The organism is Ornithinibacillus sp. FSL M8-0202, assembly GCF_037975285.1.
GTDB classification, from domain to species: domain Bacteria; phylum Bacillota; class Bacilli; order Bacillales; family Amphibacillaceae; genus Ornithinibacillus; species Ornithinibacillus massiliensis.
Genome location: NZ_CP150248.1, coordinates 2,306,010 through 2,326,797 on the forward strand (window position 1 = coordinate 2,306,010; position 20,788 = coordinate 2,326,797).

Annotated in this window: 22 protein-coding genes; 15 read left to right on the plus strand and 7 right to left on the minus strand. The window is 38.1% G+C overall.

The genetic code is table 11. The annotated features are described in order from the left end of the window. Positions 1 to 2: 2 nt before the first annotated feature. The 7 genes from MKY78_RS11980 (at position 3) to MKY78_RS12010 (ending at position 6,886) form a co-directional block, all read left to right on the plus strand. Positions 3 to 1,031: a methyltransferase domain-containing protein gene (locus MKY78_RS11980; protein ID WP_339212926.1), complete on the plus strand. Its 1,029-nt coding sequence runs from the start codon at positions 3 to 5 to the stop codon at positions 1,029 to 1,031. 55 nt (positions 1,032 to 1,086) lie between these two features. Beyond that, on the plus strand, positions 1,087 to 1,557 hold the full coding sequence (locus tag MKY78_RS11985; protein WP_339212927.1) for a GyrI-like domain-containing protein: 471 nt from the start codon (positions 1,087 to 1,089) through the stop codon (positions 1,555 to 1,557). Between the two features lie 373 nt (positions 1,558 to 1,930). Beyond that, positions 1,931 to 2,845, plus strand: coding sequence for a hypothetical protein (locus tag MKY78_RS11990; protein ID WP_339212929.1), 915 nt, complete (start codon positions 1,931 to 1,933; stop codon positions 2,843 to 2,845). A gap of 24 nt (positions 2,846 to 2,869) precedes the next feature. Further along, on the plus strand, positions 2,870 to 3,511 hold the full coding sequence (locus MKY78_RS11995) for a DUF4129 domain-containing protein (RefSeq protein ID WP_339212930.1): 642 nt from the start codon (positions 2,870 to 2,872) through the stop codon (positions 3,509 to 3,511). Between the two features lie 15 nt (positions 3,512 to 3,526). Then, complete coding sequence (locus tag MKY78_RS12000; RefSeq protein ID WP_339212932.1) at positions 3,527 to 4,651, plus strand: DUF4350 domain-containing protein; 1,125 nt, start codon at positions 3,527 to 3,529, stop codon at positions 4,649 to 4,651. Beyond that, the gene (locus MKY78_RS12005) at positions 4,648 to 5,577 is read left to right on the plus strand and encodes a MoxR family ATPase (protein WP_339212934.1); all 930 of its coding nucleotides are present in this window, start codon (positions 4,648 to 4,650) and stop codon (positions 5,575 to 5,577) included. The genes MKY78_RS12000 and MKY78_RS12005 overlap by 4 nt, the downstream gene beginning before the upstream one ends. Beyond that, positions 5,528 to 6,886: a DUF58 domain-containing protein gene (locus MKY78_RS12010; RefSeq protein WP_339212936.1), complete on the plus strand. Its 1,359-nt coding sequence runs from the start codon at positions 5,528 to 5,530 to the stop codon at positions 6,884 to 6,886. The genes MKY78_RS12005 and MKY78_RS12010 overlap by 50 nt, the downstream gene beginning before the upstream one ends. Here the strand turns inward: MKY78_RS12010 and MKY78_RS12015 are convergent. After that, positions 6,864 to 7,841 carry a stage II sporulation protein M gene (locus MKY78_RS12015; protein ID WP_339212938.1) on the minus strand — a complete coding sequence of 326 codons (978 nt, stop codon included), beginning with the start codon at positions 7,839 to 7,841 and terminating at the stop codon, positions 6,864 to 6,866. The genes MKY78_RS12010 and MKY78_RS12015 overlap by 23 nt on opposite strands. 168 nt (positions 7,842 to 8,009) lie before the next feature. Here MKY78_RS12015 and MKY78_RS12020 point away from each other — a divergent pair, with 168 nt between their 5' ends. Further along, positions 8,010 to 8,804: an RDD family protein gene (locus tag MKY78_RS12020; RefSeq protein ID WP_339212940.1), complete on the plus strand. Its 795-nt coding sequence runs from the start codon at positions 8,010 to 8,012 to the stop codon at positions 8,802 to 8,804. A 148-nt stretch (positions 8,805 to 8,952) separates the two neighbouring features. Here MKY78_RS12020 and MKY78_RS12025 read toward each other — a convergent pair whose 3' ends face one another. The 6 genes from MKY78_RS12025 to MKY78_RS12050 are packed head-to-tail and all read right to left on the minus strand — an operon-like array spanning position 8,953 to position 13,876. Then, a complete protein-coding gene (locus MKY78_RS12025) occupies positions 8,953 to 10,182 on the minus strand; it encodes an ABC transporter permease (RefSeq protein ID WP_339212942.1) in 1,230 nt (409 codons plus the stop codon). Continuing rightward, the gene (locus MKY78_RS12030; RefSeq protein WP_339212944.1) at positions 10,175 to 11,107 is read right to left on the minus strand and encodes an ATP-binding cassette domain-containing protein; all 933 of its coding nucleotides are present in this window, start codon (positions 11,105 to 11,107) and stop codon (positions 10,175 to 10,177) included. Before MKY78_RS12030 ends, MKY78_RS12025 begins: the two co-directional genes overlap by 8 nt. Before the next feature lie 10 nt (positions 11,108 to 11,117). After that, positions 11,118 to 11,984: an ABC transporter ATP-binding protein gene (locus tag MKY78_RS12035; protein WP_339212946.1), complete on the minus strand. Its 867-nt coding sequence runs from the start codon at positions 11,982 to 11,984 to the stop codon at positions 11,118 to 11,120. Between the two features lie 2 nt (positions 11,985 to 11,986). After that, complete coding sequence (locus MKY78_RS12040; protein WP_339212948.1) at positions 11,987 to 12,382, minus strand: GntR family transcriptional regulator; 396 nt, start codon at positions 12,380 to 12,382, stop codon at positions 11,987 to 11,989. Positions 12,383 to 12,400: 18 nt separating this feature from the next. Then, positions 12,401 to 13,129 (minus strand): hypothetical protein, encoded by a 729-nt coding sequence (locus tag MKY78_RS12045; RefSeq protein ID WP_339212950.1) that lies wholly within the window; start codon positions 13,127 to 13,129, stop codon positions 12,401 to 12,403. A gap of 18 nt (positions 13,130 to 13,147) precedes the next feature. Beyond that, the gene (locus MKY78_RS12050) at positions 13,148 to 13,876 is read right to left on the minus strand and encodes a hypothetical protein (RefSeq protein WP_339212952.1); all 729 of its coding nucleotides are present in this window, start codon (positions 13,874 to 13,876) and stop codon (positions 13,148 to 13,150) included. A 324-nt stretch (positions 13,877 to 14,200) separates the two neighbouring features. Between MKY78_RS12050 and MKY78_RS12055 the strand changes: the two genes are divergently transcribed. From MKY78_RS12055 to MKY78_RS12085, 7 genes are all read left to right on the plus strand, one after another. Further along, on the plus strand, positions 14,201 to 14,707 hold the full coding sequence (locus tag MKY78_RS12055) for a DoxX family protein (protein WP_339212954.1): 507 nt from the start codon (positions 14,201 to 14,203) through the stop codon (positions 14,705 to 14,707). 357 nt (positions 14,708 to 15,064) lie between these two features. Then, entirely contained in the window at positions 15,065 to 15,649 is a 585-nt protein-coding gene (locus tag MKY78_RS12060; protein WP_339212956.1) for a superoxide dismutase family protein, read from the plus strand. Between the two features lie 232 nt (positions 15,650 to 15,881). Then, positions 15,882 to 16,631: a DeoR/GlpR family DNA-binding transcription regulator gene (locus MKY78_RS12065; RefSeq protein ID WP_339212958.1), complete on the plus strand. Its 750-nt coding sequence runs from the start codon at positions 15,882 to 15,884 to the stop codon at positions 16,629 to 16,631. Between the two features lie 18 nt (positions 16,632 to 16,649). Next, positions 16,650 to 17,948 carry a four-carbon acid sugar kinase family protein gene (locus MKY78_RS12070; RefSeq protein WP_339212960.1) on the plus strand — a complete coding sequence of 433 codons (1,299 nt, stop codon included), beginning with the start codon at positions 16,650 to 16,652 and terminating at the stop codon, positions 17,946 to 17,948. Continuing rightward, a complete protein-coding gene (gene pdxA / locus MKY78_RS12075; RefSeq protein ID WP_339212962.1) occupies positions 17,945 to 18,961 on the plus strand; it encodes a 4-hydroxythreonine-4-phosphate dehydrogenase PdxA in 1,017 nt (338 codons plus the stop codon). Before MKY78_RS12070 ends, pdxA begins: the two co-directional genes overlap by 4 nt. Before the next feature lie 84 nt (positions 18,962 to 19,045). Beyond that, entirely contained in the window at positions 19,046 to 20,446 is a 1,401-nt protein-coding gene (locus tag MKY78_RS12080) for a gluconate:H+ symporter (protein WP_339212964.1), read from the plus strand. A 227-nt stretch (positions 20,447 to 20,673) separates the two neighbouring features. Beyond that, positions 20,674 to 20,751 (plus strand): hypothetical protein, encoded by a 78-nt coding sequence (locus MKY78_RS12085; RefSeq protein WP_339217900.1) that lies wholly within the window; start codon positions 20,674 to 20,676, stop codon positions 20,749 to 20,751. The last annotated feature ends 37 nt before the right edge of the window (positions 20,752 to 20,788 follow it).

Here is a 20,788-nt window from a genome sequence, read left to right on the forward strand (position 1 = left end):
TGATGCAAATCAAGGAAGCGGCAATGTATTTAAATACGACACCAAAGGCGATTCGCTTTTATGAAGCAAAGGGGTTAATTACACCAAAGAAGGATGAGGGAAATCAGTATCGTTACTTTTCGGAAAGTGACCTTTATAGATTAAGCACGATTCTAGCATTACGAGAGATAGGAGTGGCTGTGCAAGATATCAAAACGATACTAGAAGATCCTAATCTAAGTATTAGACAATATCTTGACATTCAACGATCGGCTCTTTTTGAACAGTGGTTAGAGATGAGGGATATGATAGAGACGATTGATGAAATGCTGGAGCAAAATTGGAAGAATGATTCGATTGAAGCGATTCATCAGCTAGCAGCTCATTTAAAGAATATGAAGGAAATCCGAGGGAAATGGCAAGACCGATGGAATTTTAACGAGCAAGCCAAGGATTATGATGACCATATTAAAAAGGAAGGACATGTATTTAATGTACATGAAGGCTATGATGAAGGACTTCAAGCTGTAGTCGAGAAGATGAAGCTAGGTTCTTGTAGTGTGGTAGCTGATATTGGAATTGGTACAGGAAATTTAGGGGCAAAATTTCTTCCTAACCACAAGGTGATAGGAGTAGATCAGTCAGAGAAAATGCTAGAGAAATGTAAGGAAAAACATCCAACTATTGAGACTCGAAATGGACATTTTCTCGCTTTACCATTATTGGATCAGTCTGTCGATGCTATTGTTTCTAGCTATGCTTTACACCATCTTCCAGATGAAGAAAAGCTGTTAGCCCTTAAAGAAATGAAACGAGTGCTAAAACCTAATGGCCAAATTGGTATTGTTGATTTGATGTTTCAAGATGAAATACATCGAAAAAATGTGTTAAACCAATTCCTGAAGGCTGGCAATCATATTGCGGTGGATTCCATTGAAGATGAATATTATGCGAATCAATCACTACTAGTAGAATGGCTAAAACAAAACGGCTATAAAGTAGAAGCGATACAGATTAACCGTATATTGGGTCTGATTTACGCTTATAGTTGAAATCTTCTTAATATAACTTTATGATAAAGGGAAATAACGGCTATGGAGGGATTGGATGGGTATTTTCGTTACAGAACTAGAAGCGTTTACGGCGGTTGGTGTGTGTTGGAAGGGGACTTTTAAACAAGCTCAAGCGGGAGAGATTAGAACCTTTATGCAGGAATTCCGTGAACGATTAGGAGAGCTTCCTCAAGATGCGGATAAATCGGAAATAATAGGACTTTCATATGATGTCACTTCAGAGGGCTTTACCTATTACTTATGTTGTAAAGTGCCAGATTCAAATGGGCAGCTACCGGAAGGGATGGAGCAAATAACGGTTCCTGCCTTAACTTATGCGTCCTATGAGCATACAGCAGAAGAAGAGGTGAATGGATCATACACGAACATATATGGTTGGATCGAATCAAATGGATATCGTGCAAATGACGAAATTAATTTAGAGCATGTCGAAATCTACCCCTCAGATTATCATCCCATTAATGAACGACCAAGGCTCACCATCCATATTCCAATTAATCGGTAAAAAAAGATGTCTCATATGGGTTTGATTTCCCCTATGAGGCTTTTTTTGTTCAGCGACGGGAAAAGTAATTGACCTTATCAAACTTGTTGTATACCGGAACAGTTGTGTCTAGTCCCTAGATCAGCCCTCTCCTAGAATATAATTGCTTCATTGGCAGGTAATCAATATCAAAACATTATCGGAATTATAGTGCGATCTCCCCCTATTTCTCTCAGCTTGAAAAGCAATAACCGTACGCTAATCCGGAAAATTCAGCTTGAAACTGTAATTAACAACAACTTAACTAAAATTAAACACTCGAAAAAATAACGTATAATGGTAAAATAAGAAGTATATGTAAATATTTTCGCAATTCAAATATAGGAGGGCGCGTATGGAGGAACATTTTTCACGACCGAAGAGCTTTGGTACAGTACTAGACCAAACGTTTAGAATAAGTAAAAATAACTTTTCGACTTTTTTTCTAGTTTTCCTCATTATGGTAGGTCCACTGATTCTTTTAGATGCACTACTTTCATTAGTATCAGGAACGAGCTTCTTTCGTGATATGGCAAGTGGCTCCACCTTTTTAGACCGGCTAGTTAATACGGTAGATGAGGCATTATATGGTACCACTACTGTCTTTGACGACTTACGTACGATAATTATTGGTCTTGGAGGACTTGTATTATACCCATTAGCAACTGCCGCGGTCATACTCGCGATAGACGCAAAAAGAAGACAAGAAGAATTTACTGCCGGATCGCTTCTTAAAGAGTCACTTACTAGATTTTGGCCGATTGTTGGTAGCTCACTCTTATTCGGTGTTATCGGGTTTGGACTGATTTTCGTCCCTACTTTCATTATTGTCATGATCGCAACAGTAGGTTTAATGGTTGATCCGATTATCGGGATAGTTATGGGAGTTGTGTTATTTCTAGCTGCAGCAGTAGTTGTTGCTTTTCTACTAACTAGATGGGGACTTTATCTACCTGCTGTCGTATTGGAACCGTGCGCCCCTGGATTAGGTAGAAGCTGGCAATTAACAAGAAAGAACTTTTGGAGAACCTTTGGCTTACTTGTTGTAATTGCTCTTATTTCGATGATAATAAGTTCCGTATTTGAAGTAATCTTGACACTGCTTTTAGGCTATAGTGTGCTGTACAGTATACTTGTCGATATCATTTCAATCATTACCATGATGTTCTTCTCTGTAGGCTATGGGTTAATCTATTTTGACTTAAAGCTACGAAATGATGGGGATGACTTAATGGAAATGATTGATAACTATGAAACTACTAAACCATAATCCCTAACCTTAAGGTGATAAAAAATGACTGATTTGGATCAAGCAAGAGAGAAAATAGAAGAAATAGTAAATACCGAAGAATACTTGAAGTATTATGAGGATAATCGCGGGTTCCTAGAACGATGGTGGGATTCAGTAGTGGAATGGTTCAACGAGCTACTATCCAGAATCTTTGGATCCATATCAGCGTCTAATGGGTTTGCTACGGGATTAGTAATTGTTATAGCGATACTTGTAATCATGCTAGTTCTCTTTGCTATTTTCTTCTTACTTAGGCATTACCGGAGAAAACTTCATTATCGTGATCGTCAGCTCTATCGTAAGCAGGAGAAGAACTGGTCTTATGTAGAACATTTATCGGAAGCGGAAAAACAAGAGGAAAATGGCAACCTTCAAGTAGCAACTCGACATTTATTCTTAGCATTATTACTTAATTTTCATGAAAGAGGCTATGTTGAAGCAAGAATTTCAAAAACAAACTGGGAATATTTTGAGGAAATCAAACAGCTGGAGAAGGGTCGAGCTGAAAGCTTTTATAAGCTGGCCCGGATTTTTGATGACGTTGTATATGGAGAGCAGCCAGTAGATAGCGCATCCTATCAATCCTATAAATCATCCGTGTTGCGTTGGGTTTTAACATCGGAACAGAAACAAGAAGAAGGCTAAGGGAGGCACTCAATATTGCAAAAATCAATAACGAAGACATGGGGCTGGCTCTTTGTACTCTTAATTATTTTCATCGCCATTAGTCTTGTTTTCGGTTCTAATAAATTGGAGGAATATCCGCCCTATTTATCGACATCACCATCTCCAACCGGGGTAAAAGGCTTTTATACCTATTTAAATGAAAATATCGATTCCGTTGAACGGTGGGAAGAATCACCAAGTCAACTAGTGGAGGAAGAAAACCAGCTTCTCCTCATGGTGGAGCCGACCTTAATTTCAGATCAAGCTGTCATGAATGAGTATGTTTCATTTATGGAAGCAGGAAATACCATTCTTCTTTTCAAGAATAATTTGGAGGGTATGTTTGGAATAAGTACAACCTATGGAATGGTAGAGGGAGAAACGGTGATAATGGAAGATGCTTCTGGTTCGGAATATGAAGCTACCATGAACACACAAACACGGATATTACCGGAAAATAACGATGAAATACTATTGCAGGATGATCAAGGAGTCATCGCAATAAAACGTTCATATGGTAATGGAAATTTAATAGCAGTAAATTCACCGGACTGGCTGACGAACCACTATATTTTAGAAGCGAATAATCTCGATGTTGTATTAAGCCTATTAGGTGAAGAGAAGTGGGAGGAGATTCGTTTTGATGAATACACCCATCGATCATTAAAATCTCAGGCAATGCACGACATTTATCCAATGTGGCTACTTGTAGCAGCTTTCCAGCTTATTCTCTTTACACTATTGTGGCTTCTTTATAAAGGGAAACGATTTGGGTCAATTCGGACACCAAGGGAGGAATATGTTCGCTTTAGTGATGAACATATTACAGCACTAGCTGCCTGGTATAAAAGAGGAAAGGCATATATGGAATCCTTGAATAGCCAAGCGGGTTATTTACGCTTATTACTTCGGGAAAAATGGGGAATTTCCTACCAAAAAGAATGGAAGGACTTAGAGGAAGTATTAGCTGTCAAGCTACCTTTGGTAAAAGATGATGAATGGACCTCCTTTTTTAGTGAGATAGAGGCAGTTCTTCATAGAAAGAATATAACAAAGCAAGAATACTTATTATGGTCAAAACGAATGGATCGTTTACGGAAAGAGGTGGAGGCAGAATGAGAAATGAATTAACAACCTTAATAGAAAACTATGAAAAACGTATTTTAGGGCAATCTACGAATCTACGCCTACTATTATCTGCCATATTATCAGGTGGCCACGTACTTCTCGAGGGGGTACCAGGAACAGGTAAAACACAAATGGTAAAAACACTTGCAAACCTTTTGGGCGGAGAATTTAATCGAATTCAATTTACACCAGACTTACTACCAAGCGATATTACAGGTAGTACGATCTACAATATGAAGGATAGTACATTTCAGACGTTAAAGGGTCCAATCTTTGCTAATGTGTTATTAGCGGATGAAATTAATCGTACCCCGGCTAAGACACAGGCCGCACTGTTAGAAGCGATGGAGGAAAAGCAGGTTACCATTCAGGGAGAGACATACCCATTGCCGGAGGTCTTCTTTGTAGTGGCTACGCAGAATCCAATTGAATTTGAAGGAACTTATCCACTTCCAGAAGCGCAGCAGGATCGTTTTCTATTAAAGCTATTTATTCAATTTCCTTCTTTAGAAGAAGAAACGAATGTTTTATTAAATGTACTTGAAAATAAAACCTTTATCGATGAGGTTCAATCTATTATGGATATGGATACATTTCTCGCCATTCGTAAGGAGATTGAAGCTGTTACATTAAGTGATGACGTATTATCCTATATCATGCAAATTGTTCGTCGTACAAGAGATACGGAGTCGATTCGGTTTGGAGCAAGTACTCGTGCTGCAATTGCACTAGGTAAGGTTGCTAGGGCTTGGGCTTATTTATCAGAACGTGATTATGTGACACCAGACGATGTCAAAATAATTGCTAAACCTACATTAAGACACCGTATTCAGCTATCTCCTCATATGGAATTGGAGGGAGTGAACATTGACCAAGTTATTGAAGAACTTGTGGGCTCGGTTCCTGTTCCAAGATAGAGGGATTGTACCAACAAGAAGGTTCCTAGTCGGATATGCCATCCTTTCCCTAATCATTATCTTGTTAACACTTGTTGGCCTATCCTGGACCTCTGTAATACTACTAAATGTATTCGTATTACTAGCTAGTTTACTGGATTTACGTTTTACACCAAAACGAAACCAACTAGAATTTACAAGGGTCATTTCACAGCAATTAGAAAGAGGCCTTCCATATAAGGTAGCAATCGAAGTGAGAAACGAGTCTGATTTAAGCTGTAATATGCAATTGATTGATGGGGCACCACAATCCTTTCAAGCCTCACTTCCGCTAAAGGGAGAAGTAACCGGAACAGGGACGACAACCTTAACATATGACGTAATCGCCCCAGTACGCGGTTTATACGAGTTGAAAAAAATCTATGTGCGCTATTATAGCGCCTATGGACTATGGCAGAAGCAAACCGCTCAGGAAATCATAGACGAGGTTAAAGTCATCCCGGATTTGACGGAAACGAAGAAGTATTTGGAGGATGCCCAGCACTATCTGATGCATGAAGGAATGAAAATTCGCAAACGGAAAAGTGGTGTAGGGGAATTTTCTCAAATACGTAATTACGTCGTAGGGGATGACCCGAGAAAGATTAATTGGCGCCAGACAGCTAAATTACAGTCTGTCATGACAAATGAATTTGAACCAGAGCATGGAAAACATGTGATGCTACTTATTGATTGTGGACGGATGATGGGGGCAGAATTGAAAAGTGCGAATCGGCTGGAAAGGGCATTAGAAGCTTCCATTACGGTTGCTGCAGCTGCACTTGGTAATGGAGATTATGTTGGCGTGATTGCTTTCTCCAAAGATGTTTCCGTCTTTGTACCACCAGATAAAGGGATGGCCCAATTACAAAAGATACTTCATGCAATCTATGATTTGAAGGTGGATGCAGTTGAATCGAATTATGTTCAAGCATTAAACTATTTACAAGCAGTACAGAAAAAGCGAAGTTTAATTCTCTTGTTTAGTGATATGCAAACATTTCTTCAAGAAGACCGCACGTTAGGCTACTTTGAAGGAATTAAAAGACGTCATCTATTCCTTTTAGTTACAATACAAGATGAGTTGTTAGTAAAGCGGGCAAAAGAAAATCCGAATGATGTAAATCAAGCCATGATCAAAGGTGTCGCTCAACAGCAGATTCTATATAAGAAACGTCAAAAGGTGAAATGGGAGAAGCGAGGATTTTTGATGGTGGAAGCAAAGGAAGAGCGGCTAGCAACAGATGCCGTCTCCCATTACATCCAGATTATGAATCAAGGCCTACTTTAGGCTTTGGATGAAGTAGAACTTTTCCTAGGGCGATGTAAGCAATCATACCGACTACGGTGATTCCAGCTACGATGTATTTTGCTTCGAGTGAAATAGCAGCGGGTGTGATAAAGCCTTCAATAATACCAGCAATTATGAACAGCGGAACGGTCCCTAGGAAAAGCTGTACGGACCGTTTTCCGTGATATTTTAACTGGTAGCCCCTTGAATATGCACCAGGGGAAAAGAGCTTATACCCCATCAGGAGACCGGCACCACCTGCAATAAAGATAGCGGTTAATTCGACCATACCATGTGGTACGATATAAGCCCAGAACTCATAGGACATATCATAATGCCAATACAGCCCAGCCAATGCACCAACAAGAAGGCCGTTATAAACCATTAAATATACAGTTAATAGACCAAATGTAATTCCGCTGGCGAATGCGAGAATGGCAACCTGTATATTATTGGTCATGATTTCCGCTGACATCAGGGAAGAATCAACAGATTCGTGCCCCTCACCTAATCGTTCCGGATCCACACTTTGTGAGACCTCTGCTGGAAGAACAGAATATAAATGAAGTGGATCATCAGCAATAGCAAGAAAGCCAGCAAGCCCACCAGCGAAGAATAATAAAGCGGCAACTACGATGAATTTCCATTGCTCATATAACAGTCCAACAAACTTTTTGGAAAAAAAGTCGCGAATCTGTTTCCCGCTGGTAACTTGGTTTTTATATAATAGGTTATGAGATTTACCGACTAGCTCATTAATGTAAAAGGTAATTTCCTCATTAGGGAAATAGGTCTGACTATACGATAGATGCTGACTAACCTTTTGATAAAGACTATCAAACTCGGTAATCGTCTTACTCGTCACATTTTTTCTTCCTTTACTTAATAGGCCGATATATTGCTCAAGCTGTCTCCATTCTTCACGATGGAGCTTAATAAATTGTTTTATATCCAAAGAGAGAACCTTCTTTCTGAACGGTTGTTGGTTATGTTATGTACAAAGATAATAGAATTAATGCTCTGCCACAATCACGGGAGGCTGTGATGTATTCATTAATTAGATTATATCCTTTGTATATAATTATAATTTAAAGAATAGTGAAACATCAACAGGAGGATTAAGATGAATCAAGGACAAGTCGAAATAAAAACACCTCAATTTGTTTCCCTTCAATATCAGGTTGCTGGACTAGGTAGTCGTGCAGCTGCAATGTTAATTGACCAGGCGCTCATCATGGTTACTAATCTTCTCATCTATCTTATCTTCATCACCGCTAACCTATCCGATATGTTTTACTTTTCGGATTCTTGGCTACCAATTGCAATCGCAATTACTATCGTATTTGTTATTAACTGGGGTTATTTCTTTTTTGCGGAATATTTCTTTAGCGGGAAAACACTTGGAAAAAAGTGGCTAGGAATTCGTGCCATTCAAGAAAATGGTCATAGTCTAACACTATTATCTAGTTTAATTAGAAATCTCCTTCGTATCATTGATATGCTGCCTACTGGCTATTTTGTAGGAATGTTGTTTGTATTTTTTCATTCGAAACATAAGCGGCTTGGTGATATTGTGGCTGGTACGATTGTCGTCCATGAGCGAGGTGTAAAAAAAGAGAAAACCTCAAAAATAGATAAAGAAATAGCCAGACGTGGCTTAACGAAGGATAGCTTGCTGCTAGAGGATTGGGCATTGCGCGCGATAGGAAATAAAGAGTGGGAATTACTACGAGCTTACTGTAGAAAATTCCTGAATGTAAGTGTAGTGCAAAGAGCACAACTTACCAATCATCTTGCAGAGAAGCTACTTCCGAGATTAGGAATAACCATTGATGGTAAGCCTATTACCGAGCGGGAGAATATTCTTCTAGCCCTTTATTTGATTGCTAGAGAAGAGTGGGAATATGAGCTGTCATGAATAGATGTATTATTAATACAATCAGCTAGTAGAACTTGGAACCGAAATTCTTAAGAATCTATATGATCTATCTGTACGTGATAAAAGGTTTTATTAAATTAAAAAAGGCCAGACCTATTCAATAAGGTCTGGCCATTTAATATGGGAATTAAGAACGAATCCACTTCCAAATCTCGCCAGGTGTAGCATTTTTACCATACATTAAAATTCCAACTTTAAAGATCTTACCAGCAAGCTTCATAAATACGAAGATGCTAATCAGCAGAACAGCTAAAGCAATTAGGATTTCAATCCATGGCCATTCCTCTAATACGGTTAGGCGCATAATAAGAACACCTGGGGAGGTGAATGGAATATATGATGCGACCTTAGCAACTAAGCCACTTGGATCAGAAAGGACTGGTGCAATTAACACGAATGATAGGAATGGAAGCATCATGACTAGCCCTTGGAAGTTACCACTTGTAGACATATCAGCCATTGTCGCACCAATCCCAACGAAAATGGATGCGAATAGTAGATAACCTAGAATCGCGATTAATACTAAAAGCAAGGTTTCCGGAACTAATAAGTACTCCATTACGGGCTCATCTATTTTGAATGCAGCAAATGGTACAACAAATAGAAGCAATACCACTACTTGAATAATACCAAGAACAAAATAACCAATAATCTTACCATTCATTAATTCACTAGGTGTCACGGATGAAAGAATAATCTCCGCAATCTTATCCTTTTTCTCCTGAGAAGCACTTTGGAAAATCATCATACCAGTGATTACAATGGAGAATAGTATGATTCCTGCAAAGAGACCCGGAACAATGTTTTCTAACGGATTCTCTTCCAGCACAGATTCCTGCCCATCCTCCGTCATGATTTCATCAACAGCTACTTCTTCAAACAATACATTAGTTGAAATGATTGCTAATTCCTCATCTGTTAAATCTAACTGGGAAATTCTCTGCTGTTGTAATGGTCCCGCTAAAAGATTTACCTCGCTACTAAAGCTTGAAGGCATATCCTCTGTAGTATAGACAGGGATTGCGCCCGACTCTAAGCTTTCCGAGTTAAGAAAGATGTAAGCGGTATTCTCACCATTTTCTAGCTCTTCTTGAATCTCATTTTCGGTTAAATCGGTTTGGTGTAATACCCAATCTAAATCATACTGGTCAGCTGTTTCTTCCATTAAATCAAATACATTCATCTGATCATTAACAAAGATAGTTACCTCAGTTGATTCACTATCAGAACCAAATAGGCTTCCTAGAAATCCGAACGCTAGAATTAATAGTGGTGTAAGGAATAAACCAATAACAAATGATTTATTTTTTAAATTACGCTTGATTTCCCATTTTGCTACTTTCATTGAATTACGCATCTAGATCACCCGCTTCCTGAATTAACTTCCTGTTGGTCGCAATATCGATGAAGATTTCATGTAAAGAAATACGATTGATTTTTAATTCATGTACAGTTAAATCAGATGGCAAGTTTTTAAGCCAGCTGGTAGGCTCGACATCTGAATCAAGATATAGAATGGTTGTTTCGTCTTTCTCCTCTACACGTTGAACAGAGGGGATACGTTCTAAATCTTGGCGAGCATTTTTCCCACGGATTGTACATTTAAAATTAGCATATTTCGTTTTCACTTCATCTAATGTTCCATAGATAACCTTCTGACCGTTTTGAATCATAAAGAGACGGTCACACATTTCTTCGACTAGATTCATCTGGTGAGAAGATAATAGAATTGCTGTCCCTTTATCTGCAAGACTACGAATTTCTTCTTTAAACAGCTCTTGACTAACAGGATCTAGACCAGAAAAAGGCTCATCTAATATTAAGAGTTCCGGTTCATGGAGAATAGCACCGATAAATTGTACCTTTTGCCCCATCCCTTTCGATAGCTCTTCCATTGAAACCTTTTCTTTTCCTTCTAAATCAAATTTCTTCAAATACATGAGAATCCGTTCTTTTGCTTTATCTAGTGGATAATCTTTTAAATCGGCTAAGTACAGTAAAATATCCATGACTTTCACATTCTTGTATAACCCGCGTTCTTCTGGCAAATAGCCTATCTTGTTGCGAGGAATTTCTTTTCCTTGATGGTTATGAAACGTAATCGATCCTTCATCGGGATACATAATCCCCATAATATTTCTAATCGTGGTGGATTTACCAGCACCATTAGGACCTAAGATGGCCATGATCTCGCCTTTCCTTACTTCAAAGGAAATCCCCTTTAAAGCCTGTTTGTCTTTGAAGGATTTTCTTAACCCTTCTACGGTCAGCATAACTTCCATGTTATTCCTCCTATAGTTCTTTTTTTGTTAGTAATAGGGTAATAATGTCTTCCATTTCAAGTGAACTACGGTTATTCCATTTCACGTTATTCATTTCAAGAAAGTGTTCTGTTTCTGATGGGTTATCTGAAATTAAAACATTCCCCTCACGTGATATGGCACCAGGAATTGGGGTTTCTGGAACGGCACCAGCTAGCCAATAACGGGCATAATGTTCCATTAGTTCCTCTTTTTCAAAGTTACCAATTACTTCCCCGTTATGTAGTACGAATAAGTAATCGGAAAGTTTCCTAATATCATCAATTTGATGACTTGCAATGATAATGGAACGATTGCCAGGCTCCATCCAATCTACTAATAAATCGATTAATAATTTCTTAGATGGGATATCCATAAAATTGGTAGGCTCATCTAAAATAAGTAGTGGTGCGTTTCTAGGGATGGTTAGGGCAAGGTTTAATTTTTGTTGGACACCCTGTGAAAGTTTACCAAACCTTTTATCGACTGGAACATGAAATAATTCAATCATTTTCTGGTATAGACGCTCATCCCAATTTGGATAAAGTGGGGCAATTAAATCCTTTAACATCGTACCAGTGAATGAATCCCAGCCTATAGTGGTTTGGGGCTGGTAGGCAACAAACTGCTTCCAATTTTCATTATCACCGTGGACTAACATATTGTTTACTTTGATATTTCCCATTTGTGGCTGTAATAAATTCATGATTAATTTCAGTAGTGTACTTTTACCAGAGCCATTATTTCCGACTACTGCGGTGATCGTTCCGGGTTCTATGGATAAATTAACTGGACCAAGATGAAAATCATCTACATCTTTCTCAAGATTTTCAATATATAGTAGAGAATTCGAATTCATAGCTAATTATCTCCTTTCTCTTTCAATTCCAGTAGTTCGAGAAAAATCTTCCTAACTTGGTTTAGACTGTAGTCATAGCTTAGTGCGGTATCAATAGCATTTTCTAAGACGTTATAGACAGAGGTTACTTTGACCTCTTGTTTTAAATCCTCAGATATATCAGCGACAAATGTCCCTTTCCCTTGAGAGGTTTTAATGAAGCCTTGCACCTCCAGGTCTTGATAGGCTCTTCGTGTTGTAATAATACTAATTTCTAAATCCTTTGATAAGACTCTGATAGAAGGAAGTGGTGTGCCAGCAGATAAGTGACCACCAGCAATAAGGGCCTTAAATTGGTTCACGATTTGGTGATAAATAGGCTCTCTTGAATCCTTTGAAATCCTGATAGGAAGTTCCACGATATACACTCCTTTCTATTAGAGGAAATCAACCTGTTTAAATTGTTTGACCATTTTGTTCTTCCAATAGTTCAATCCAATAATGGCCGCCATAATGGATAGAATCGCAGAAAGAAGCGTCCACTTTTTGGCAATAATAATGGTCCATTCTACTATTCCGTAAGTAAAGAAGGTTGGAAAAGATAGGATTAATATTACAATACCAAGTAATAGTATTACAGATAGGACAGTTGTAAGCTTTGATCCATTATTATTAGTTCCAATATCTATAATAAGTGCACTATAGCCTATATAAATACCGAATGATAGCCAAATAATGGCGAATGAAATATAGGCATCTAGTTCCATCATGCTTTTTATTTCTGGACTAACTAGATAAAGCATGAGGAACATATATAATTGAAATGGGAATGAGCTTAAAAAATAGTGAATGATAGATTTCAATACAATAGTTTGTTTCTTAATTGGTAAGCTTAAGCCCATAACAACCGTTGGCGACACCCATGTATGACCACTGATTCGTTGAAATTGTAATCCCATAGGTCTGTGCCATATGGGACCGTAAATAAATAGCAGTAAGAAAAACAAATCCAACCCGACAAATCTATCCTCTTGATTTTGAAGAGTTATCAAAAATAAGATGGTGAACAAGGAATAGAATAAAAATAACCCAATAAAACTTTTCCATGATATTTTGATTTCTGTTTTGACTAATGGAATAGCAGCTTTAAAATTGTCTTTTAGCATGTCATAACCTCCATATCTTTATCCGTAACGAAGTTTTTTTAGAGCTTTTCTCATAGAGCCTATCCATGCTTTATATCCAATAACTGCTATGATGATGGAAATGCCTGCTGCTAACAGTGGAAGATTATTGGCGAATACAATGGACCAATATACAATTCCATGTCCAAATAAGACGTGAAAGATGGTTAGTATCATAAATGTTAGTAGAGTTAATAGGGTAAAGGTAATTAGGGAACCTACATTAGTTACTGCCAATCCTTCCGAACCGATATTTAATTTCGGAATGGAATAACCCAAGCTGATGGAAATGGCTAGCCAAATCATACAAAAGGACAGAAATGAACCAACGGACAATATATTGGTTAACGGTGTTGCTAGGTATAGTATTAAAAGTGCTACAACCTGTATAGGAAATGTATACAGAATGTGCATAATCAATCTACTAGTTATAATCACTTCATCTCTTATTGGTAGCTGCTTTTGCAAACAGACGATAGGTGAAGCAAATAGACCATTTTGCAATTGCTGAACTTCAAAGTTCTTTGGCTTAGGGAATAGTGGAGATGAACTAAATAGCAAAAGGAATAAAAAATCAAATAAGATTGTTCCATTTTCCATATAGGATGAAAACTCCCTTATGAAAAAGAGTGTAAACATGATCGTAACAAGATATGCCAACACAATATTAATAACTGATTTCTTTATCTCCCACTTATTTAGTTGAAATGCCGTTTTCCAACTATTCATGGTAGTCTCCTCCTCACAAGTGTTATACTGTATATATCTATATGCACAGTATAACTTTAGCTTTTGATTCTGTCAACAGGAAGAATAGAATATTGTGAATAGTTCCCTTCAAGCTTTGTACCCACGCATACTATGACCTATCTAAAAAGCTCACATTATGCACGTTCACAATTTTGTAAAATATATTGTGAAATAATGCACAAATAGATATTTACATAAATAAGTTCACATGTTATTATCAAGGTGTAATAAGGAAACACACTTACAATATATTGTGAAATAGTGAGCAATTAATTAAACAAGATAAAAAAGGAGATGGATTAAATGTTGAATGTTATTCGGGAAAATAAAGTAGCAGCGGGGATTCTAGCAATTATACGTATTTACATTGGTTATGCATGGTTAACAGCTGGTATTGGGAAATTAACTGGTGGAACATTTGATGCAAGTGGATTTTTACAAGGTGCGATTGCAAGTGCTGGAGGAGATCATCCGGCAGTACAAGGATGGTGGGCAATATTTCTAGAAACAGTAGCTCTCCCAAATGCCGATCTATTTAGCTTTATGGTTATGTGGGGAGAGATATTAGTAGGTATTGCACTCATTCTAGGTATTTTCACTAACTTCGCAGCATTAATGGGCTTAACAATGAATTTTGCATTCCTATTCAGTGGAACAGTAAGCACAAATGCACAAATGGTTCTATTAACCGTGTTCCTAGTAGTGGCAGGATTTAATGCTGGAAGATATGGACTAGACAGATGGGTAATGCCTTTCTTAAAAGCACATATGCCAATTCGTAAGCATAGAGAAAAAGTTGCCGTGGCATAATGAATAGGAACAAGCTGGTCACTTACAGGGTGGCCAGCATATATTCACCATAAAATATAGGTTCTAAAAGGAAACATTAAATAGGATAAATTATGGTACGCCACTTTTTTCAATTAATATTAGTCTTTTGTTCGTAACGTTATATAAATCTCTTTTAAGCTTGCCTCATGGTTATGTGAATTGAACTAATTTCTTCAACTCATTTTCCATTGATTGTTGCTCCATTTTAGAGACATTTCCCATTAGCCCATCAAAGATTGCAAAGACACTTCCTCCAACTATAGAATAATTACATGTTTAGCCCTTTCTATTCATGTGAATAATGTAAATAATTAACATTCAGTTGGAGGGAAAAGCATGATTAGAAAATGGGTCATTATTGTATCAACCATCGGGGTAGTTTTAGCTTTGGCTTTAGCAGTCCTCAACCATGATGGCGGTCAAGAGGACAATCCGAGTATCGAGACAACCGGTACATTGAAAGAGGTATCTGATTCACTTCTATTAAGTCTGATAAATAATAAGGGTGAGCAAATTGGTCATGCCAAGCTAACGGAGACATCAGAAGGAGTGAGCATTAGCCTCGATGCCTCTAATTTACCACCAGGTCCACATGAATTTCATATTCATGAGAAGGGAGTCTGTGAAGCACCAACCTTTGAGTCAGCAGGTGCACACTTTAATCCGACTAATGCCAAGCATGGCTTCGATCACCCGGAAGGACCACATGCAGGTGACTTACCCAATGTGGAAGTGAAGGCTTATGGTTCCGTGTCCACAACGGTGGTAGCCAATATGGTGACATTGGAAAAGGGAAAAGATCATTCACTATTACGTGAAGGTGGAACAGCATTAGTCATCCATGCTAATCCGGATGATTATAAATCGCAGCCTTCTGGTAATGCGGGTGACCGAATTGCTTGTGGCGTAATTGCAGAATAAACAATAGCAGGACTCCGAGTAAAGCAGCTTGGATTCTTTTTTCTGTGGTAGAGGAATAATGTATCGCTATTCTCTTTTTTTGACGTGGTAAGAAGTTACCATTTAAATGTTCACTTTAAACAAATTTTGAAAAAAAGTAACATTTATCATTGACATATTTGTGAATATGGAACATAATGATGTTAGTTACTAACATTAAAGTGTTAAAAGATAACGAAAAAGGACTGATGAGATGCAACCATCAGAACGAAGACAATGGGTTTTAGAAAAGATAGAACTTGAAGGTAAAGTGGAGATTGATTCACTTTCCAATGAATTAAATGTATCTCCGATGACAATTAGACGTGATTTAGATCAGCTAGAGGAAGAAGATCGCGTGATTCGAGTTCATGGTGGAGCAGTAGCGGCACGTACCCTTATTCCGGAAACGCCTTTCCTTACAAAAGAAGGCCGACATACTGAAGAAAAGAGACAAATTGCTAAGAAAGCATTATCCCTTGTGAGAGACGGTCAAATTATCCTTTTGGATTCAGGAACGACAACATTAGAGATTGCTAGATTGTTAAAGGTTAAACAAGATTTAACCGTCATAACAAATGATATAAAAATAGCAGCAGAATTAGTTGATAGTAAATTGAAAGTCATCGTAACCGGTGGAGAATTACAAAATGATGTTGGAGCATTATTTGGTCCGCAGACACATCACTTTTTAAAAAACATCCATGCGGATTTATTTTTCCTAGGTGCACATGCCATTGATTTACAAGCGGGTATTATGTCACCAACATTTGAGAAATCATTAGTAAAACAATTAATGATGGAAGCGGCAGAAAGCACATGGTTAGTAGCCGATTCTAGCAAAATTGGTGAACGTGCATTGTCCAAGGTATGTGATTTACAAAGCTTAACAGGGTTTATAACCAATGAACATATTTCTGAAGAAGTAAAAGACCAGCTCTCAGAAATTATGCCGATTATATAACAACTGAGGTGATACATCATGAAGGTTGGTGTTGTTGCGGACGATTTAACGGGCGCAAATGCAACCGGTGTCAAATTAAGTAAACAAGGCTTTACAGCGGCGACTGTTGTATTTAATGATGAAATTCCAGAAATGGATGAATTAGATGCTGTTTGTATTGATACAGATTCACGATATGCATCTGATCGGATTGTCATGAATCGAGTGAAAAATGCAACAGAAAAATTCCGCGCTTGGGGTGCACAAGTAATTTGTAAACGGATTGATAGCACTGTTCGAGGGAAGATTGGTTTGGAAATTGATACGATTTTAGAAGAAGTTGGAGATGATAGTGTTGCTGTTGTCGTTCCATCGTTTCCAGACTCAGGAAGAGTGTGCTCAGGTGGTTACTTACTAGTCAATGGTGCCCCAGTACAAGAAACAGATGTAGCGAAAGACCCAGTTATGCCAATTAAACAGTCTTACGTGCCAGCTATTATTGAAGAACAGAGCAAATTTGACGTTGCCCATATCGGATTAGATACTGTCTTAACGGATTCAGCGAAAATCAAAGCAGCCTTTGATTCCCATATCCAAGACGGGAAGCGAATCATTGTAGTGGATGCGGTGACAGATGAAGATATTGAAGAAATTGCTGAGGCCATGGTGCAAATTCAAGGAGTACATCTTATTCCAACTGACCCAGGCCCATTAACAGCATCTTATGCAAGGGCGTATTCACATCAACATGTTGAACAAAGCAAGGTTATAGTGACAGTTGGTAGTGTAACAAGTTTAACAGGTCAGCAGTTACATTATTTAAAGGATAAAACGAATGCTACGCCTGTTTATGTAGCGGCTGAAAAACTAGCTACTATGCAGGATTCCTGGGAATTAGAAGTGAATCGTGCTGTGAAGGAAGCATTGGAACGGATCCATCAGGATGATGTCCTTATTATTACAACACACAAGGAACAAAACGATTTAATAGATTTCCAGTCAATTGCCGCTAAGGAAAATGCTACCCAAGATGCCTTAGCGAAACGTATAACCGATGGCCTTGCAAAGATAACGAGATTAGTAATGGAACAAACAAATTACACTATTCAAGGTTGTTTTACAAGTGGTGGAGATGTAACTGCATCCCTTTGTGCGCTAAGCATGGCGTCAGGTATTAAGCTAGAGGATGAGGTATTACCACTTGCAGCGTATGGAACACTGATAGGTGGACATTTCCCTGGATTACCTATCGTCACAAAAGGTGGTATGGTCGGGGATAAAAAATCTATTTTTGCATGTGTAAAATATTTAAAAACAAAAAGGAGTGCAGCACGATGACAAAAGTAAGAGAAGTTATTGCGATACCAATGGGAGATCCAGCAGGAATTGGACCAGAAATTACAGCGAAAGCACTAGCTAACCAAGAGATTTACGATATGTGTAAACCGGTTGTGGTTGGAGATGCGAACGTCTTTAAGAAAGCAATCGAAATTGTCGAAAAGAATTTAACAGTGAATGTAATTACTTCCCCGGAAGAAGGTCAATATGAATATGGTACGGTTGATCTAATTGATTTAAACAATATTGATATGACAGAGCTAGAGTATGGAGTTGTTCAGGCACAATGTGGAAAAGCGGCATTTGAGTATATTGAGACATCTGTTAATCTAGCAAAAGCAGGTAAAGTAAAAGCTTTAGCAACCACACCAATTAATAAAGAATCCTTAAAAGCTGCTGGTGTTCCTTACATTGGACATACGGAAATGCTTGAATCATTGACCAATACAAAAGATCCATTAACCATGTTTGAAGTACGAAATATGCGTATCTTCTTCTTAACACGCCATCTTTCACTTAAGGATGCCATTGCACAAATGACAAAAGAGCGTGTTCGTGATTATTTAAACCGTTGTGATAAAGCACTTCAACGACTTGGAATTGAAAACCGTAAAATTGCAGTTGCAGGCTTAAATCCACATAGTGGTGAAGGTGGACTATTTGGAATGGAAGAAGTAGAAGAAATCCGTCCAGGTATTGAAGCTGCTATTGAAGATGGAATTGATGCTGTAGGACCTGTACCAGCTGACTCTGTTTTCCACCATGCATTGAATGGAAAATTTGACGCGGTGCTATCGTTATACCATGATCAAGGACATATTGCTGCCAAGATGACAGACTTCCACAGAACGATTTCTATTACCAATGGTCTACCGTTCTTAAGAACATCTGTTGACCACGGTACGGCCTTTGATATTGCTGGTAAAAACATCGCGGCAAGCTTAAGCATGGAAGAATGCATCAAGCTCGCAGCACAATACGCACCAAAATTCACTGCAGACACAATGGAATAAAGGATAAAATTACTGAGGATGCGAGTCATCCTCAGTTTAAAACCGGTGAAATGAAAGCCATTACACTGTTATGGGGGAATAAAAATGGAAGTATCAGGAGTTCAAATGATAATTGGACTAATTATCGGTATTGCATTACTAATTTTCTTTGTATTAAAAACGAAGATTCATGCATTTTTAGCATTATTAATAGCAGCATCCATAACCGGTATCATCGGAGGAATGAGACCTACTGATGTAGTATCTACGATAACAAGTGGATTTGGAAGTACGTTAGCTTCCATTGGTATTATTATTGGTCTTGGAGTTATGATGGGACGAATATTAGAGGTTTCAGGAGCAGCAGAAAAGCTTGCCTACACATTAGTAAAGAAGCTCGGTAAGAAAAAAGAAGAATGGGCTATGGCTGTAGCGGGGTATATTGTTGCAATCCCTATATTTGTCGACTCGGCATTTGTTATTTTACAACCTTTAGTAAAAGCGCTTTCGAAGAAGACTGGTAAATCAGTTGTTGCATTAGGTGTAGCATTAGCTGTTGGCTTAGCGGCGACACACCATACGGTTCCACCGACACCAGGTCCATTAGGAGTAGCTGGAATATTTGGTGCAGATGTTGGACTAATGATTTTAACTGGATTATTATTCTCTGTTCCAATTATTATTGTCGGTGTACTTTATGCAAAATGGATTGGGAATAAAATATATCAACTTCCTGAAGCAGAAGGGGAAGGCTTTGTAAGACCAGACGAAAAAGAAGTATATAAAGAATTTCTAGAGGCAGTGGAAGAAAGAGAACAGAATCTTCCTTCCTTTACGAAAGCAATTATGCCAATTCTTATTCCAATTATTTTAATCTTCCTAAATACGACCTTAGGTGCACTTCAGGATTCAGGGGTAGTCGCAATGAATGAAACATTTCTCGATTATGTGAAATTCTTTGGTAATCCTGTAATAGCTGTTGCACTAGGATTAATATTTGCGATTTATACGCTAGCAAACAAACTCCGCCAAGCGGAAGCATTAGATCGTATGGAAGAAGGTATTAAAACAGCTGGTATTATTTTATTAGTTACTGGTGCTGGTGGAGCACTTGGGGAAGTTCTTCGTGTAAGTGGTACGGGTGACTTCATTGCAGAGCAAGTTGCTACTTGGTCTATTCCAGCTATTTTAGTACCATTCTTTATTGCGACATTTGTACGTTTAGTACAAGGTAGTGGAACAGTTGCAATGGTTACGGCTGCTTCTATCTCAGCGCCAATTGTAGCTACATTAGATGTAAATCTTGTACTAGCAGCACAAGCAGCAGCATTAGGTGCCATGGTATTCTCGTACTTTAACGATAGCCTATTCTGGGTAGTAAACCGAATGCTCGGTATTAAGAATGTGAAAGAGCAAATTCTAGTTTGGTCTGTACCAACCACGATTGCATGGGGCGTAGCATTAGTAATGCTAGTAGTTGCAGATTTCGTTGTTCGTATGTTTTAATTAATAACTCTCAAGCGTCATGATGCTTGAGAGTTTTTTGGTTACAATCTTGTGCTGTAGGAAAAAAGAAACAGCTTTATCGATATAAATAAACCACTTAAAGAATATATGCGAATATACGTTCGTATTTTTGTCAAAGCTATATATAATCGGGACAAGATAATGTTTCATAGGTGTTCGGCTACATCTTATTATTGGAGGTGATGCTACTGAGAATATATGAGGTCATGATGGTGCTTGGAAACTTCGGGACATTGCTGTTAACACTTCTTGCTTTCGTTTACAGCCTGATTAACAGAAATTAAAATAGGCCCACCATAACGGAGGACCTAAACGAATCAT

Bases quoted from the DNA above. Each gene is read 5' to 3' on its own strand.
- MKY78_RS11980 (WP_339212926.1), top strand. From the start codon at position 3: ATGCAAATCAAGGAAGCGGCAATGTATTTAAATACGACACCAAAGGCG.
- MKY78_RS11985 (WP_339212927.1), top strand. From the start codon at position 1,087: ATGGGTATTTTCGTTACAGAACTAGAAGCGTTTACGGCGGTTGGTGTG.
- MKY78_RS11990 (WP_339212929.1), top strand. From the start codon at position 1,931: ATGGAGGAACATTTTTCACGACCGAAGAGCTTTGGTACAGTACTAGAC.
- MKY78_RS11995 (WP_339212930.1), top strand. From the start codon at position 2,870: ATGACTGATTTGGATCAAGCAAGAGAGAAAATAGAAGAAATAGTAAAT.
- MKY78_RS12005 (WP_339212934.1), top strand. From the start codon at position 4,648: ATGAGAAATGAATTAACAACCTTAATAGAAAACTATGAAAAACGTATT.
- MKY78_RS12020 (WP_339212940.1), top strand. From the start codon at position 8,010: ATGAATCAAGGACAAGTCGAAATAAAAACACCTCAATTTGTTTCCCTT.
- MKY78_RS12025 (WP_339212942.1), bottom strand. From the start codon at position 10,182: ATGCGTAATTCAATGAAAGTAGCAAAATGGGAAATCAAGCGTAATTTA.
- MKY78_RS12030 (WP_339212944.1), bottom strand. From the start codon at position 11,107: ATGGAAGTTATGCTGACCGTAGAAGGGTTAAGAAAATCCTTCAAAGAC.
- MKY78_RS12035 (WP_339212946.1), bottom strand. From the start codon at position 11,984: ATGAATTCGAATTCTCTACTATATATTGAAAATCTTGAGAAAGATGTA.
- MKY78_RS12045 (WP_339212950.1), bottom strand. From the start codon at position 13,129: ATGCTAAAAGACAATTTTAAAGCTGCTATTCCATTAGTCAAAACAGAA.
- MKY78_RS12050 (WP_339212952.1), bottom strand. From the start codon at position 13,876: ATGAATAGTTGGAAAACGGCATTTCAACTAAATAAGTGGGAGATAAAG.
- MKY78_RS12055 (WP_339212954.1), top strand. From the start codon at position 14,201: ATGTTGAATGTTATTCGGGAAAATAAAGTAGCAGCGGGGATTCTAGCA.
- MKY78_RS12060 (WP_339212956.1), top strand. From the start codon at position 15,065: ATGATTAGAAAATGGGTCATTATTGTATCAACCATCGGGGTAGTTTTA.
- MKY78_RS12065 (WP_339212958.1), top strand. From the start codon at position 15,882: ATGCAACCATCAGAACGAAGACAATGGGTTTTAGAAAAGATAGAACTT.
- MKY78_RS12070 (WP_339212960.1), top strand. From the start codon at position 16,650: ATGAAGGTTGGTGTTGTTGCGGACGATTTAACGGGCGCAAATGCAACC.
- pdxA (WP_339212962.1), top strand. From the start codon at position 17,945: ATGACAAAAGTAAGAGAAGTTATTGCGATACCAATGGGAGATCCAGCA.
- MKY78_RS12080 (WP_339212964.1), top strand. From the start codon at position 19,046: ATGGAAGTATCAGGAGTTCAAATGATAATTGGACTAATTATCGGTATT.
- MKY78_RS12085 (WP_339217900.1), top strand. From the start codon at position 20,674: ATGATGGTGCTTGGAAACTTCGGGACATTGCTGTTAACACTTCTTGCT.